The organism is Clostridioides sp. GD02404 (genome assembly GCF_045898275.1).
Taxonomy (GTDB): Bacteria; Bacillota; Clostridia; order Peptostreptococcales; family Peptostreptococcaceae; genus Clostridioides; species Clostridioides difficile_A.
On sequence record NZ_JBJOCA010000005.1, the window covers coordinates 84,855 to 100,824 of the forward strand.

At 27.4% G+C, this 15,970-nt stretch carries 15 protein-coding genes; 9 read left to right on the plus strand and 6 right to left on the minus strand.

Annotated features, from left to right (window positions below; all coding sequences use genetic code 11):
* The first annotated feature begins 61 nt into the window (after nt 1–61).
* From Q3287_RS04830 to Q3287_RS04840, 3 genes are all read left to right on the plus strand, one after another.
* Entirely contained in the window at nt 62–829 is a 768-nt protein-coding gene (locus Q3287_RS04830; RefSeq protein WP_054269758.1) for a ribonuclease HII, read from the plus strand.
* Between the two features lie 57 nt (nt 830–886).
* Nucleotides 887–1,903: an alpha-hydroxy-acid oxidizing protein gene (locus Q3287_RS04835; RefSeq protein WP_054269759.1), complete on the plus strand. Its 1,017-nt coding sequence runs from the start codon at nt 887–889 to the stop codon at nt 1,901–1,903.
* 65 nt (nt 1,904–1,968) lie between these two features.
* On the plus strand, nt 1,969–2,217 hold the full coding sequence (locus Q3287_RS04840; protein WP_054269760.1) for a hypothetical protein: 249 nt from the start codon (nt 1,969–1,971) through the stop codon (nt 2,215–2,217).
* 174 nt (nt 2,218–2,391) lie between these two features.
* Here the strand turns inward: Q3287_RS04840 and Q3287_RS04845 are convergent, their stop codons facing one another.
* From Q3287_RS04845 to Q3287_RS04870, 6 genes are all read right to left on the minus strand, one after another.
* Complete coding sequence (locus tag Q3287_RS04845; protein ID WP_054269761.1) at nt 2,392–2,889, minus strand: CarD family transcriptional regulator; 498 nt, start codon at nt 2,887–2,889, stop codon at nt 2,392–2,394.
* 240 nt (nt 2,890–3,129) lie between these two features.
* Nucleotides 3,130–4,194, minus strand: coding sequence for an ABC transporter permease (locus Q3287_RS04850; protein ID WP_407963596.1), 1,065 nt, complete (start codon nt 4,192–4,194; stop codon nt 3,130–3,132).
* A 2-nt stretch (nt 4,195–4,196) separates the two neighbouring features.
* The gene (locus tag Q3287_RS04855; RefSeq protein ID WP_407963597.1) at nt 4,197–5,294 is read right to left on the minus strand and encodes an ABC transporter permease; all 1,098 of its coding nucleotides are present in this window, start codon (nt 5,292–5,294) and stop codon (nt 4,197–4,199) included.
* Between the two features lie 13 nt (nt 5,295–5,307).
* On the minus strand, nt 5,308–6,243 hold the full coding sequence (locus Q3287_RS04860; RefSeq protein WP_407963598.1) for an ATP-binding cassette domain-containing protein: 936 nt from the start codon (nt 6,241–6,243) through the stop codon (nt 5,308–5,310).
* A 188-nt stretch (nt 6,244–6,431) separates the two neighbouring features.
* Nucleotides 6,432–7,076, minus strand: a complete 645-nt coding sequence (locus tag Q3287_RS04865; RefSeq protein ID WP_407963599.1) for a response regulator — start codon at nt 7,074–7,076, stop codon at nt 6,432–6,434.
* Nucleotides 7,069–8,229, minus strand: a complete 1,161-nt coding sequence (locus Q3287_RS04870; RefSeq protein ID WP_054269766.1) for a sensor histidine kinase — start codon at nt 8,227–8,229, stop codon at nt 7,069–7,071. Before Q3287_RS04870 ends, Q3287_RS04865 begins: the two co-directional genes overlap by 8 nt.
* Nucleotides 8,230–8,413: 184 nt before the next feature.
* Between Q3287_RS04870 and Q3287_RS04875 the strand changes: the two genes are divergently transcribed.
* From Q3287_RS04875 to Q3287_RS04900, 6 genes are all read left to right on the plus strand, one after another.
* Nucleotides 8,414–8,758, plus strand: coding sequence for a YraN family protein (locus Q3287_RS04875; RefSeq protein WP_054269767.1), 345 nt, complete (start codon nt 8,414–8,416; stop codon nt 8,756–8,758).
* A 30-nt stretch (nt 8,759–8,788) separates the two neighbouring features.
* Nucleotides 8,789–10,372 carry a YifB family Mg chelatase-like AAA ATPase gene (locus tag Q3287_RS04880; protein WP_407963600.1) on the plus strand — a complete coding sequence of 528 codons (1,584 nt, stop codon included), beginning with the start codon at nt 8,789–8,791 and terminating at the stop codon, nt 10,370–10,372.
* A gap of 18 nt (nt 10,373–10,390) precedes the next feature.
* The gene (dprA, locus tag Q3287_RS04885; protein WP_054276294.1) at nt 10,391–11,491 is read left to right on the plus strand and encodes a DNA-processing protein DprA; all 1,101 of its coding nucleotides are present in this window, start codon (nt 10,391–10,393) and stop codon (nt 11,489–11,491) included.
* 32 nt (nt 11,492–11,523) lie between these two features.
* Nucleotides 11,524–13,611: a type I DNA topoisomerase gene (gene topA, locus Q3287_RS04890; RefSeq protein ID WP_407963601.1), complete on the plus strand. Its 2,088-nt coding sequence runs from the start codon at nt 11,524–11,526 to the stop codon at nt 13,609–13,611.
* A 165-nt stretch (nt 13,612–13,776) separates the two neighbouring features.
* Nucleotides 13,777–14,562 (plus strand): GTP-sensing pleiotropic transcriptional regulator CodY, encoded by a 786-nt coding sequence (codY, locus tag Q3287_RS04895; RefSeq protein ID WP_021384027.1) that lies wholly within the window; start codon nt 13,777–13,779, stop codon nt 14,560–14,562.
* A 116-nt stretch (nt 14,563–14,678) separates the two neighbouring features.
* Nucleotides 14,679–15,944 (plus strand): replication-associated recombination protein A, encoded by a 1,266-nt coding sequence (locus tag Q3287_RS04900; protein WP_054269771.1) that lies wholly within the window; start codon nt 14,679–14,681, stop codon nt 15,942–15,944.
* Nucleotides 15,945–15,970 lie beyond the last annotated feature (26 nt).

Consider the following 15,970-nt stretch of genomic DNA (forward strand, 5'->3'; position numbering starts at 1 on the left):
GTTAGCAAAAATTTAATATATTAAAACTTATATTTTTACAAATGAAAGATGAGGTAATTGTATGCAGAATAAAAGCGTGAGGGAGATTAAAGAAATAATTGAGACTTTAGAAGTAGAAAAATATATGCAATATATAGAACTACTGAGAGTCGATGACAGAAAATCTGTTCAAAGTTTAGCTATAAAACTAGCTAAAAAATTAGATAATATTAGAAGAGAAGAAGAAAGATTAGAAACCATAAATATATTTGAAAATGAAGGTTATAATAAAGGTTATTTATATATTGGAGGAATTGATGAAGCAGGAAGAGGGCCACTTGCTGGACCTGTTGTAGCCTCTGTAGTAGTATTTAAAAAAGACACAAAAATAGAAGGTGTAAATGATTCTAAAAAACTAAGTGAAGCAAAAAGAGATGAACTTTTTGAAGTAATAAAAAAAGAAGCATTAGACTATGGAATAGGTATCGTAAATAATGAAGAAATAGACGAATTTAACATATTGAATGCTACATATATGGCAATGAAAAAAGCTATAAATTGTTTAAAACAAGCACCTGATTATCTATTGGTTGATGCAGCGACAATACCAGGAATTGATATAGCTCAAAATCCAATTGTAAAAGGAGATTCAAAATCTATATCAATAGCAGCAGCAAGTATATTAGCTAAGGTTACTAGAGATAGTATAATGTATCAATATGATAGAGTATATCCAGAATATGGTTTTAAATCTCATAAAGGGTATGGGACTAAGGAACACTATGAAGCTATTGAAAAACATGGAATAACTCCTATACATAGGAAAAGTTTTTTGAAAAATATACTGTAAATACAATATGATATAATGTATATGATATAAATTACTATAATAAATGGGGGATTAAAGATGGAGTATAATGAATTATTAAAAAATGCTAGAGAAAATTTAAATGGAAGTTGTAAAGTTTGTAAAGTTTGTAATGGAGTTGTTTGTGCAGGGGAAGTTCCTGGTATGGGAGGTAAAGGAAGTGGTTCTTCTTTTATAGAAAATAGTAAGAGTTTAGAAAAAGTAAAAGTGAATATGAGAGTAATACATGATGTCTCAAATCCTGATACATCTATAGATATGTTTGGAAAAAAAATGAGTTCACCTATATTTGCAGCTCCAGTAACAGGAACTACATTGAATATGGGTGGAAAGATTAATGAAAGAGATTACATAGAACCAGTAGTTGCAGGATGTGCTAATAGTGGGATTTATGCAATGGTTGGAGATACAGCAGTAGATGCTTTTTTAATGGAAAATTTGGATGTAGTTAAAAAGTATAATGGTGCTGGAATTGTATTTATTAAGCCTTGGGATAATGAAAATATCATAAAAAAGATAAGATTAGCTGAAGAAGCTGGTGCATTTGCAGTTGGAGTTGATATAGATGCTTGTGGTTTAGTAACTTTATCACTACATGGAAAACCAGTACTTCCTAAAAATGTTGAACAAATAAAAGAATTGGTAAACGCTACTAAGCTACCATTTATATTGAAAGGAATAATGACTGTTGAAGATGCATTAATGGCAGTTGAAGCAGGTGTAGATGCTATAGTTGTATCAAATCATGGAGGAAGAGTACTAGATTGTACACCAGGAGCATGTGAAGTTCTACCAAGAATTGCTGATGCTGTTAAAGGTAAAGTTACAATACTTGCAGATGGTGGAGTTAGAACAGGATTAGATGTATTAAAGATGATAGGTCTAGGAGCAGATGCAGTATTAATAGGAAGACCTTTTGTGACAGCTTCATTTGGTGGAGCAACTGATGGTGTAGAAACTTACATAAATAAGCTTCAATCAGAACTAAGTAGCTCTATGATATTAACTGGATGTCAAACTATAAAAGATATTGATGGAAAAGTTATATACAAATAAAATTTTATACAAAAAAGAGGAAAAATCATTTTAATGTAGAATAATTGTACAAAGGGGGAATTTATATGAGTAAAAAAGCTTATGAAGAAGCCTTAGTAGAATTAGAAAAATTTATTAATGAAAGAAAAGAAATAATTAAAAGTGCGGAGAGCTGTATTGATAAGTACATAGTTGACAGAACGCTACCTTTTGATTACAAAGATAAATGTGTGGAATGGCAACAAGAGTTACTTGATATTGCAGAGGCACAAATTTTAGAAGCAAATGAGTTAAGTGTTTTATTAGAAGAGAAAAAAGAACTTGAGAAAGAGTAAGTTTTACTACTAAGTCTAGAGGAAAATCAAGAATATGATTTACCCCTAGACTTTTTATTTAAATAAAGATGTCTATCTAATTAATCTATCTTTATCAATTTTAGATTAAAAGATTTGGAAGAATAGAGTAATCATATGAATAACTAAACAATTAAACTAGTATATAAAACTAATTTAATTGTTATTTTTTGAATTTAGTATATGGTTTTTCATTTCTTCTAATACAATTGTGTAGGATTTGCATTGTGCCGCAGCCAATTCTGACAAAGCAAATCTTTGAGCCTTATTTAGAAAATCTTTATCTGTGCTACATAGTTGTTTTGAATTATCTTGTATCATAAGCATCTTAATTAATTTTACAATCTCGAAAACATCTCCTGAGTGAAATTTATCCTGGTATAGTTTAAGTCGTTTTTTTCTATCAAGAACCCATAAACAATCTGCTTTATCAAGGGATTGTATAAAGTTATCAACTTCATTTTCATCCATAACTGGACGTATACCAATCTTATCAGCATTTAAAACAGGAATCAAAATTTTAAGATTACTATTGTAAATAACAGTCAATTCATAGTATTTTTGTATATGATGATTTACATCCTTTGTTACAAGACCACTTATATAGCAGGCTCCTTCTTTTGGATACATTACACTTTCACCGATTTCATACATATGGTTATACCTCCAAACTGAATTTTAGATATTGCAATTTGGGTACAATGCTTTAATTATCTAATAATTAATATTATATCATAAAATACTTGACAGGTCAAATTAAATGATATATAATAAAAAGTTTAGAATAATAGATATATATAATTAGATATAAAAATATAAGATAAGATGATTTAATATATTAAGATATCTAGTTAGTATTGTATAAAATAACACACTAACTAGATTTAATAAGTATTAATTTCTAGCAAAATCTCTTAATTTAAGACTTCCAGCTGTTACAAATACCATTCCAATAAGAATTAGAACAATTATATTTATTAATATATTACCATTATTATTAATAGCATCTATAGTCCAATAAAATGGTGTAAGCTTTGAAAGATTAGCCATAAAGGACAATTTATCAAGTGATGGTATCATGCTAGATATGGATATAGCTAAACCTATTAAAGAATAAAATGTAGATATAAGACTTATAGAACTCTCGTTTTTAAACACTCTAGCTATCCAAAATACGAATCCAGTAGCAACAAAACTATTTGATAGTACAATCATCAATGTATTTAGAGTTAACTTAAAATCTCTTGTAAATGTGAAACATACTAAAGTTAAGGTGTATACAATTGCTTGAGTAAAAAATAACCCTAAAAATATACTGAAAATTATTTTTATATCATTATGTTTTGTAGAGACAAGTCTTTTTAAGGTATTAGATTTTTTTAATGCAAATAAATCAGAAGCTAGATGTGCTGCGTTAATGTACATAAAATAACATATTAAGAAAACTATTAAAAACGAATTTTTATTCTTATCTGGACTGTTATCAATTATATTTGTCTTGGTCAATTTATCATCTATATTTCCATCTATTTTTAATTTTAATGAATTAGTAATAAAAGATTCTATTTGTGATTCTGCCCAAAGACTACCTCCACCATTTTCAGTTTTAAAACATTTAACCACAGGTCGTTTTAAGTTATCTATATTGCTTGAAAAATTTTTATCTAAAATGAAGACAGCAGAAACTTTATTGTTTTTTAATAGATTCATAGCTTTGTCTTGTTCGTCAAGTCCAAATGAGTTTTCTTTTAATTTAGAACTATCTATTAACTTATGTTCGTATTTTCCAGAAGAATTAGATACAATTGCTACTGGAGAAAAGTACACTGATTGATTTTCTGAGCTGCCAGTAAAAAAGTTAAGAGAAAATACTAATATAACAGGAAACAAGACCATATTAACTAAAAGAGTATGATTTTTTATATATCTTTTTATGTTTGCAATAATTAATCTAATCATTATTAAACCTCCCTCCACTTATATTTTTCTTTTATAATAGAAAGTGCAATCAATACTGTAGATGCAATTAGGCATATGAAAATTAAACTTCCTATTGAGTCTATAGTTTTAAACATTTCATAATTACTGAACAATGTTCCTATTAAATAAGTAGGAGATAAACTTGTAAACTTAGTAAATACATCATTTACCATGCTGAAGATACCTCCAAAAACTGTTTGCAAGAAGAGTAATGCATAAACTATAACTGTACCATATTTCTTGCTAAAAAAGGCGGTTACAAAAGTAGATATTGAAGTCATAAAACAAGAAGATAAAGCACAAAGTAAAGTTAATATAGCAAAGTTACCTTTGAATGTTATACCAAGTATTCTAAAAAATAAAACATATAATAATAAGAATATAAATGAGTAAATCCATAAACCTACAAAATCATAAATTAAGAATTGTACTCTAGTTACAGGCATAGAGTAGAGTCTTTTTGAAAGTCCTTTTGACTCATTTATATAATTTGATAAAATATTATTCATTATAAAAATTATTACAAGGAATCCAAGAGAAACTAAAGCAAAGTACTCATAAGAATTTTGTTTAACATTATTTTTTATTATAGAAGCATCAATAGAATTCTTATTAAATAATTTTGAGAAATCTTCTGAACTTAATTTTTGAGAATTATTCAAATATAATTTTTCATGATAAGTATCTAAAATATCTTGAAGTAATATTGCAATATTATCACTAGATTTAAGTTTTTCTATACTTAGAGTATTTGATTTTTCATTTAATAAATTATTCTCATATCCTTTAGGTATAGTAAGTTTTAAGTCTGCCTTAGAATCATCTTTTTGAACTGTTAATATAGAAGATAAATCATTTTTTAAATATCCTGTCAAATTACTTGATAGCTTTGTATTATCTTTGTCATATATAACAATTGATGTCAAATCTGTTTTTATAGGATTTTGAAACATACTTTCTGTCACCATCCCAAGAAAGCCAGCTAAAACTAGAGGTAAGGCTAAGAAGTATATTAAATTAAGTATAAAGGAGCTTTTTAAACCTTTTAGCATAGTTTTTACACTAATGTATAATTTCATAAAATCACCTCCATTAATCCCTTAAATTTTTTCCTGTTAGATTTAAAAACACGTCTTCTAGACTAGGTTCTTCATAAGATATTCTTGTTATTTTTGAATTGTTTTTGTCAACAACAGATAACACATCTGTAAGTTGTAATTTTTTGTCTATATCTAATTCTAATAATGAATTATTTTCTAAGATAGATATAACACCTTTAGTATTTTTTAAATCAAATATAAGTTGAGCATTTATATTTTTTATTTCCATAATTAATTTTGTATTTGTAGATACTAATGATTTTAAATAATCATTATCTCCAAAAGCAATCTCTTTCCCTTCATCCATAATAAAAATCTTAGAACAAAGATGCTCAACTTCTTCCATGTAATGAGAAGTATATATTACTGTAGTTTTTTGTTTTTCAGATATATTTTTTATAAAATTGAAAATATGATTTCTCGATTGAGGGTCAACACCTACAGTTGGTTCATCCAATATTAATATTTTAGGATGATTTAAAAGTGCTATTCCAATGTTTAATCTCCTCTGCATACCACCAGATAATTTTTTGACTTTTTTCTTTTTAACATCAGTAAGTCCTGTGACTTCTAAGGCTTCAGTTATTCTCTCTTGAAGCAATTTTCCCTTTAATCCATAGTAAGCTCCAAAGTACTCTAAGTTATCAAAAGGAGTAAGGGTTTCTATAAGTGCTAATTCTTGTGGAACTAATCCTATTATAGACTTTGCTTTTATATAATCTTTTGACAAATCTAAACCATTGATTTGGATGTCGCCACTATTTGGTAACATAAGATTTGTAATTATATTTATAAGTGTAGATTTACCAGCCCCATTTGGTCCAATAAGTCCAAATATCTCTCCTTCTTTAACAGAAAAGCTGATATTATCAAGTGCTAATTTATCATTAAATCTTTTTGTTATATTATTTACTCTGACTATATCCATAATAATCCCTCCCAAAATAATTTTGTATAAGTTAAAAATCTATAATACTATAATAAAGAATTATGAATCATAATTCTATTACTATAAGTCACTAAAAAAAGTGACTTAAGTCACTTTATATTTTTATTTATTATAAATGAGTTTGTGAGTAAGAAATTTTTTAGGGTATAGATTTCTTACCTATATATTTATATTACAATTTTATTTTTGAAGGCAAATATAACTAGTTGAGTCCTATCACGGAGTTCTAATTTACCTAAGATATTAGTAATATTATTCTTTATTGTACCTTCAGATAAGAATAATTCTTGGCTGATTTCTTTGTTGTTAAGTCCATTTGCGATTAATCTAATTATGGATATTTCTTTTTCTGTTAAATTATATATATCAGAAATATGTTCTTGTTCTATAGTTTTTTCAGGTGACATAATTTTTTCAGCTACACTTTTATCGAGTACAATATTGCCAAAAAACGAGGAACGAATCCCTTCATGTAATACTTCATCCGAGCTATCCTTTAAAAGATATCCTGAAGCTCCAAATTTCATAGCATCTTTTATGTACTCATCATCATTAAAGGTTGTCAAAATTAATAATGCTATAGAGCTATCATATTCTTTTATAAGTCTTGTGCCTAGAACTCCATCACAAACCTTCATTCGAATATCCATAAGAACCATGTCTACATCATTTGTTTTACAAAACTCTAATGCTTCATATCCATTTGAAGCATCTCCTACAATTTCTAAATCGTCATAAGATGATAAAATAATCTTAAGACCTTTTCTAATTAATTTTTCATCATCTACTATAAGAACTTTGATTTTATTCAAAAAAATCACCCCCTGAAAATTTAGGAAAAGACGCTCTAATTGTGAACCCAGTGTTAGAATTATCAAATTCAACTTTGCCATTTAATTCATATATTCTTTCACTAATACTGCTAAGTCCATTTCCTTTTTTTATATTGTTACACCCTAGACCATTATCACTTATAGTAATTATAAGATTTGAAGTATTAAATGTTATAAAGATTCTGATTTCAGTTGCTTTTCCATGTCTTGATGCGTTGGAAAGCGATTCCTGAACAAGTCTATATAAAGTGATAGATTGATTTCTAGATAGGTTCCAAGTATTTTTTGATATAGTTAATCTGACATTGATATTTGTAAGCTTAATAAAGCTTTCAACCAGTTCTTTGATTTTAATTAAATTTTGGTAATTTTCATATTCAACAGGTTTTAGTTCAGATATAGCTTTTCTTACGTCTTGAAAACTTTCAGTTACAAATTCTCTAAGTTCATGTACTAAATCAGAAATGAGAGGTTTGTCTTTTAAGAGTTTTTCTATAGCATTTAATTGGATTATCGTTGTAGAAAGAGAATGTCCAACACTATCATGTATTTCTCTAGATATACGGTTTCTTTCTTTCAAAATTGCTAATTCCTCTATAGAACTTGCATAAATCTCTAAATCAGCATTAGCTTTTTTTAGTTCATCTTTAGAAACTCTGAGTTTATCATAAAGACTTTGATTGTATAATTTAGATAAATTCTCGTTTTCTAGATACATAGAAAGTAGAGTTATAATTAGTAATATGGAACTTGATTCTAGTGCTAAATATAAATTTTTATCTAAACCAATAATAAAAGAAGATATTATAACTAAAGAGAATAATATGTATTTATATTTTTTCTTTATTAAAAATGAGGCATCCAAAATTAAAGAAACAAAGTAAAGTGAATTAAAAGTATTTGTATGTGAACATAATATAAAAATTAAAATAAGCTCTAAAAAATAAGAAATAAGTATAAATTTATTCTCATTTGATAAAGAAAAAAATCTAACTTGATTATTTATTATTAGAAACAATATAATCATTGTTATAACTGGATACAATGTATTTTCAGAATTACTCAAACAACTTACAAGTAATATAGATAGAGATAAATATCGTATAAAAATAAATAATTTTTTTCTGTTCATTAAAGACATTCCTCCATAAAAATAAACTTTCCTTATGAAAACTAGCATAATATCATAAAAGAATAAAGTCAATAGAAGTATTTATTAATGTTAATGGAAATAAAATCAATCTCGAAAGATTGAATAGTTAAATTGTATACTGACAATAATTTAAAAGTAAAAATTTAATGTATTGGAGTGAATAATGAATAATAAAGAAAAAGGTGATTTTGGAGAAGAAATAGCAGTTAATTATTTGCTATCAAAAGGAGCAAAGATATTAGAAAAAAACTACAGATTGAAGACAGGAGAGGTCGATATAATTGCAAATATAGGTAATGAGATTGTATTTGTGGAGGTGAAATCAAGGTCCAATATAAAGTATGGATATCCTTGCGAATCTGTAGGTTTCAAAAAGAGAAAAAAGATAATTGAGGTTGCAAAGTACTATATTATGAAAAAAAATTTACATAATACTCCAATAAGGTTTGATATTATAGAGGTCTATTTATTGGAAAAGAGAGTAAATCATATAATGAATGCTTTTTAAAAAATATAAAGTTTTTTGAAAGGATTAAAAATGTTAAGTATTATTAATTCAAGTAATTTAGTAGGAATAGATAGTTTTTTGGTAAAGGTTGAAGTTGATATAAGTAATGGTATACCTAGTTTTAATATTGTTGGTCTGCCAAGTAAAGAAATTAAAGAGGCAAGAGAAAGAGTGAAATCAGCAATTCTTAATAGTGGATATAAATTTCCAAATACAAGAATAGTTGTAAATTTATCCCCAGCAGATATAAAAAAAGAAGGAGCTTTTTTAGATTTATCTATAAGTATAGGTCTTTTAAGAGGATTAATAAAAAAAGACGAAAATTACATAAAAGAAAGTATGTTTATAGGAGAGTTGTCATTAGATGGAAAAATAAGAAAAGTAAGAGGTATATTACCCATTATTATAGGGGCGAAAAATCAAAATATAAAACGTATCTTTATACCAATTGAGAATACAAGAGAAAGTTTATTTATAGATGAAATTGATATAATACCTGTTAAAAGTTTAAATGAATGTATTGAATTTTTAAATGAAGAAATAAAAGTCGATAAAGAAGGGATAATGTCTTTTTTGAATGATGAATTAGAAAGATATGACACCTATAAAGATTATAAACATACAAAAGTTCATAGTATAAAAGAGAGTAAATATGATGAAGATTTTAAAGATGTAAGAGGAAACTACTTTGTAAAGAGAAGTGCAGAAATTGCAGCAGCTGGTAATCATAATATATTTATGATTGGACCTCCAGGTTCAGGAAAAACTATGATTGCAAAAAGGATAAGGACAATCTTACCAGATATAAGTATAGAAGAAATGATAGAAGTAAGTAAAGTCTATAGCATATTAGGAATGATAGATGAAACTAAAGGAATAATTGATAATAGACCTTTTAGGGCACCTCATCACACAACTACAAAGCAATCCTTAATTGGTGGTGGAATAGATGCAAGGCCTGGAGAAGTTGCTTTAGCACATAGAGGGATATTATTTTTAGACGAAATAGCTGAATTTGATAGAAAAATACTTGAGACTTTAAGGCAACCCATAGAAGATGGCTATGTAAATATATCTAGAGTGAAATATAGTACAAAGTATCCTTGTAGGGTATTATTAATTGCAGCTATGAATCCATGTCCTTGTGGTTATTATATGTCAGACATAGAATGTAGATGTAGGAGTAATGAAATTGATAAATACATAAATAAAATATCAGGTCCATTATTAGATAGGTTTGATATTTTCGTAGAAGTTAACTCTATAAAATATGTTGATTTTAATTCTTCAAAACAAGAAGAAAGTTCTCAAAAAATAAAGAGAAGAGTAGAAAATGCTAGAAAAATACAAATAAATAGATTTAAGAAAGATAATATAAAAAATAATAGTGAAATTAAAGCTTCTAATTTATTAAAATATTGTAAATTGGAAAAAGAAGCTTCAAAAACAGCTGAGACAATATTTAATAAATATAATCTCAGTAGTAGAAGTTATACAAAACTTTTAAAAATGGCAAGAACAATAGCGGATTTGGAAGAGATGGAAACAATAAATTCGCAATGTATTATAGAAGCTTTTTCATTTAGAAAGGCTTATTATAGTTATTTTAAATAAGTTTTTGAGGTGGATTTTATGGAAAAAAGAGATATCTATTTATGGTTAAAATCAATTAGTGGAATAACAACAAAAACAATTGAAATAATAGAAAATGAAGTAGTAAATATTGAGGATATATTTGATTTTTCTGAAAAAGAAATATATAATTTAAAAAATATAAGCTTGAATATTAGAAAAAATATAGTAAAATATAGAGGTCACGCTTATTTAGAAAATATAAAAGAACTTCTTTATAAAAAAACAATTAAATATATTTGTCAATATGATAAAGAATATCCTGAGAAATTAAAAAATATATACAATGCTCCAAAATTATTATTTTATAAAGGTGATATAGGTCTAGTTAATGATAATTTTAATATAGCTATGGTAGGTTCAAGAAAACCTACAGCTTATGGAATTAATTGTGCAAAAACAATTAGTTGTCAACTATCCCAGTATGGGGTTAATATAGTAAGTGGATTAGCTATAGGAATAGATGCATACTCACATATAGGTTGTATGAATGGAAAATCTAAAACTATAGCAGTGCTTGGCTCAGGAGTAGACAATCCTCTTCCAAAACAAAATTTATATTTATCAAATAAAATATTAGAAAATGGGGGATTATTATTATCAGAGTATAATATTAACTCAACAGTAGCACCTTATCATTTTTCTAATAGGAATAGAATTATTAGCGGATTAAGTGATGGAGTAGTGGTTGTAGAGGCAGCAATGAGAAGTGGTGCATTAATCACAGTGGATTTTGCTCTTGAACATGGAAAAAATGTTTTCGCAATACCTGGTAATATAAATTCTCAAATGAGTAGAGGTTGTCATAAAATTATAAAAGAAGGTGCAAAATTAATTGAAAATATAGATGATATTTTGAATGAATATAACATATTTAATATTATTGATAAAAAAATAAATCAAAAATATGATAATATAAGTTTAAATGCCAAGTCTAAGCAAATAATTGAGGCTATAAAAAGAGAAGGAAACTTGCATATAGATAGTATTTGTGATTATACTGGTATAGAAATAAAGTATGTAAATTCAATAATCAATGAATTAGTACTAAATGAGTTAGTAGTAGAAATGAATAATAAAACGTACAGTTTGAATGTATAAATTAAGATTAGGTAGTGGGGGTGTGTGGTTTTATGGCCAAAACATTAGTCATCGTAGAATCGCCTGCAAAAGCTAAGACCATAGAAAAATTTTTAGGAAAAAGTCATTACACAGTGAAAGCATCAGTTGGTCATGTCAGAGATTTGCCTAAAAGTAAATTAGGTGTAGATATAGAAAATAATTTTGAACCTCAATATATAAACATAAGAGGTAAAGGCGATGTAATAAAAGAATTAAAAAAAGAAGCTAAGAAGTCTAAACAAGTCTATCTAGCAACTGACCCTGATAGAGAGGGTGAAGCTATATCATGGCATTTAGCTCATATACTAAATTTAGATGAATCTGAAGATTGTAGAATAGAGTTTAATGAAATAACTAAGGATGCAATTAAAAAAGCAATTAAGCATCCTAGAAATATTGATATAAACTTAGTTGACGCACAACAAGCAAGAAGAGTATTAGACAGACTTCTAGGTTATCAGATAAGCCCTATATTGTGGCAAAAGGTTAGAAAAGGTCTTAGTGCAGGTAGAGTGCAATCTGTTACAACAAAATTAATTTGTGATAGAGAAAAAGAAATAAAAGCATTTATTCCAAAAGAATATTGGACAATAGATGTTGAAGCAAAGACAGCAAAAGACAAAGATATAACTTTAAAATTTTATGGTAAGAATGATGAAAAAATTGAATTAGAAAATGAAGAAGCTGTAAATGAAATATTAAAAGAAATGGAAGGAAAAGATTTAAAAGTTGAGAAGATAGAATCTAAATCAAGACGTAAATCAGCTCCAAAACCATTTACAACAAGTATGCTTCAACAAGAAGGGGCAAATAAGCTATTTTTCACTACTAAAAAGACAATGATGATAGCACAAGAATTATATGAAGGTATAGACATAGAAGGTGAAGGTACTGTCGGTCTTATATCTTATATAAGAACTGACTCTAAGAGAATATCTGATGAAGCAAGAGAAAAGGCTAAAGGTTATATAGTAAGTAATTTAGGAGAAAATTACTATAAAAATAATAGTGATAAAAAAGAAAAAAAAGATACTAAAAAAGTCCAAGATGCACATGAGGCAATAAGACCAACTTCTGTTGACAGAACACCAGATAGTATAAAAGCTTCACTGAGCAAAGACCAGTACAAGTTATATAATTTAATTTGGAGAAGATTTGTGGCTAGTCAAATGGAGGATTCAGTATTCGATATATTAAATGTAGAATGTAAAATAGGAGACCTTGTGTTTAAAGCAACTGGTTCAAAAATGAAGTTTGATGGTTATACTAAAGTATACAATTTTTCAGAAAGAGAAGATAAAATTTTACCAAGTATAGACAAGGGAGATATATTAAATATAGAAAATATATTACCAGACCAACACTTTACACAACCACCAGCAAGATATACAGAGGCTAGTCTAGTAAAAACACTAGAGGAACTAGGTATAGGTAGACCAAGTACGTATGCTCCAACAATAGCTACTATATTAAATAGAGAATATGTTGAAAAGCAAGGAACAAGCCTATGTCCAACAGAACTTGGAATAATAGTTACTGATATTTTAGAAAATAATTTTCATAAATTTATAGATGTAGATTTTACTGCTGATATGGAAAGTAAACTTGATGTTATAGAAGAAGGGAATACAGATTGGAAAGAGATTGTATCTGAATCGTATGCTCCACTTAAAGAAGCTATAGAAGAAGCACTTGAAAATATAGAAAAAATAAATATGGATGAAGAAACTGATGAAATATGTGAAAATTGTGGTTCTAATATGGTTATAAAATATGGTAGATTTGGAAAGTTTATGGCTTGTAAAAACTATCCTGATTGTAAAACAACTAGACCAATTATGAATAAAATTGGTGTTAAATGTCCAAAATGTGAAGAAGGAGATATTATACTTAGAAAATCCAAAAGAGGTAAAGCTTTTTATGGATGTTCTAATTATCCAAACTGTGACTTTGTAGCTTGGAATAAGCCAACAGGAGAGTTCTGTGAGAAGTGTGGTTCATATATGGTTGAAAAAGTGACTAAATCTGAAACAAAAACAGTATGTTCTAATAAAGAATGTAACAAAGAGTCAAAAGAGCATAATGACGGAAAAGAGTGAAAATTGAAAAAAATCACATAATTCTCTTGAAAAAGGTTCCAATCTATGATAATCTTTCAAGTGTAAACAACTAATATAAAAAATAAATTTTCGTTATAAATGAAAATAATATTAGAAAATATAAAAGGTTATTAAAAGGCCTAAATTTCATGAGGAGATGATTAAATGGCAAGTGAAGTGTTACAAAAAACAAGGAAAATAAATAAAACATTACAAACAAGTGGTGGAAGTAGTGTCTCTTTTGATTTACTGGCCGGAGCATTAGGAGATGTTTTAAATTCTAATGTTTATGTAGTAAGTGCAAAAGGTAAAGTACTAGGTCTTCATTTAAATGATGCTCAAGACAGTTCAGTTATAGAAGATGAGTATACTAAACAAAAGAAATTTTCAGATGAATATACTCAAAATGTGTTAAAGATTGATGAGACATTAGAAAATTTAAATGGTGAAAAGATATTAGAAATTTTCCCAGAAGAACATGGAAGATTACAAAAATATACCACAGTAGTACCAATTTTAGGTAGTGGTCAAAGACTAGGAACATTAGTACTTTCGAGATATTCAGCTTCATTTAATGATGATGATTTAGTAATAGCTGAATATAGTGCAACTGTTGTTGGTCTAGAAATATTAAGAGCGATAGGCGAAGAATTAGAAGAAGAAATGAGAAAGAAAGCTGTGGTTCAAATGGCAATAGGCACTCTGTCCTACTCCGAACTTGAAGCAGTTGAGCATATTTTTGCTGAGTTAGATGGTAAAGAAGGTTTACTTGTTGCAAGTAAGATAGCTGATAGAGTTGGTATAACTAGATCAGTAATAGTAAATGCACTTAGAAAATTTGAGAGTGCAGGTGTGATAGAATCAAGATCATTAGGTATGAAAGGTACTCATATAAGAATACTTAATGATAAACTTACAGATGAATTGAAAAAATTAAAAAACAATCAATAATCTATATTTTATAGGTTGAGATTAGAAAAGGTATCTATTTCAAATAGATACCTTTTTTAGACGAATTATTGAAATAATTATAGAGTAAGTATTTTAATCAAAAAAGGAGTGAGGATATGCCTTTAGCAGATAGAATAAGACCAAAAACAATGAATGATGTAATAGGTCAAAGTCATATAATAGGTAATGGCAAAATATTGTCTAAGATATTGCAATCTAATTTTTTGCCAAATATGATATTTTTTGGTCCTCCAGGTGTTGGAAAAACCACAGTAGCAGAAATAATAGCAGAAAAAAGCAATAAAAATTTCTACAAAATAAATGCTACGAATTCATCTCTAGAAGATATAAAAAAGGTGATATCAGAACTTGGAAGTATAAATAATATAAATGGAGTTTTGTTATATATAGATGAAATACAAAGTTTTAATAAAAAACAACAACAATCAATATTAGAATTTATGGAAAATGGAAGTATAACCTTAATTGCTAGTACCACAGAAAATCCATATCATTATGTGTATAAAGCTCTTTTAAGCAGGTCTACTGTGTTTGAGTTTAAACCTTTAGAGAAGTTTGATATAGAAAAAGGTTTGGAAAGAGCTATTGAAGTATTAAATGAAGATAGTTATATGGATATTGAATGTAATAAGGATGCGATTGAAGATATAGCTATTCTTTCTGATGGAGATATGAGAAGAGCTTTGAATATTTTGGAAATGGTAGTTTATTCAACCAAACCAAATAAAGATAATATAACTCACATAGATTCAGATGTAATAAAGTCATCTACATTTAATAAGATTATAAATTATGATAAAAATGGTGATAGTCATTATGACATTTTAAGTGCATTCCAAAAATCTATAAGGGGAAGTGACCCACAAGCGTCTATACATTATCTAGCAAGACTTATAAAAGGTGGAGATTTGATAAGTATATGTAGAAGACTTTTAGTAATAGCTAGTGAAGATATAGGTCTAGCTTATCCAAATGCTATTATGATTGTAAAGGCATGTGTAGATTCGGCTATGCAACTTGGATTTCCAGAAGCAAAAATACCATTGGCAGAAGCTACTATTCTTTTAGCTACATCTCCAAAATCTAATTCTGCATGTATGGCAATAATGAAAGCTATGGAGGAATTAGATAAAGAGTTTGTTAAGGACATACCAAATAGTATAAAAGATGCTCATTATTCTGGTTCTAAAGATATAGGTAGGGGTTGTGGATACAAATATCCTCATAACTTTAAAAATCATTATGTAAAGCAACAGTATTTACCAGATAGCATAAAAGATAGTATCTATTACATACCACAAGAAAATAAAACTGAAAAAAATATAAAGAAATATTTAGAATATCTAGACAGTGATTTTTAAACTGGACTTTATGTATCGGGGGTAGA

Bases quoted from the DNA above. Each gene is read 5' to 3' on its own strand.
- Q3287_RS04835 (WP_054269759.1), top strand. From the start codon at position 887: ATGGAGTATAATGAATTATTAAAAAATGCTAGAGAAAATTTAAATGGA.
- codY (WP_021384027.1), top strand. From the start codon at position 13,777: ATGGCAAGTGAAGTGTTACAAAAAACAAGGAAAATAAATAAAACATTA.
- Q3287_RS04870 (WP_054269766.1), bottom strand. From the start codon at position 8,229: ATGAACAGAAAAAAATTATTTATTTTTATACGATATTTATCTCTATCT.
- Q3287_RS04900 (WP_054269771.1), top strand. From the start codon at position 14,679: ATGCCTTTAGCAGATAGAATAAGACCAAAAACAATGAATGATGTAATA.
- Q3287_RS04840 (WP_054269760.1), top strand. From the start codon at position 1,969: ATGAGTAAAAAAGCTTATGAAGAAGCCTTAGTAGAATTAGAAAAATTT.
- dprA (WP_054276294.1), top strand. From the start codon at position 10,391: ATGGAAAAAAGAGATATCTATTTATGGTTAAAATCAATTAGTGGAATA.
- topA (WP_407963601.1), top strand. From the start codon at position 11,524: ATGGCCAAAACATTAGTCATCGTAGAATCGCCTGCAAAAGCTAAGACC.
- Q3287_RS04830 (WP_054269758.1), top strand. From the start codon at position 62: ATGCAGAATAAAAGCGTGAGGGAGATTAAAGAAATAATTGAGACTTTA.
- Q3287_RS04880 (WP_407963600.1), top strand. From the start codon at position 8,789: ATGTTAAGTATTATTAATTCAAGTAATTTAGTAGGAATAGATAGTTTT.
- Q3287_RS04845 (WP_054269761.1), bottom strand. From the start codon at position 2,889: ATGTATGAAATCGGTGAAAGTGTAATGTATCCAAAAGAAGGAGCCTGC.
- Q3287_RS04860 (WP_407963598.1), bottom strand. From the start codon at position 6,243: ATGGATATAGTCAGAGTAAATAATATAACAAAAAGATTTAATGATAAA.
- Q3287_RS04855 (WP_407963597.1), bottom strand. From the start codon at position 5,294: ATGAAATTATACATTAGTGTAAAAACTATGCTAAAAGGTTTAAAAAGC.
- Q3287_RS04850 (WP_407963596.1), bottom strand. From the start codon at position 4,194: ATGATTAGATTAATTATTGCAAACATAAAAAGATATATAAAAAATCAT.
- Q3287_RS04875 (WP_054269767.1), top strand. From the start codon at position 8,414: ATGAATAATAAAGAAAAAGGTGATTTTGGAGAAGAAATAGCAGTTAAT.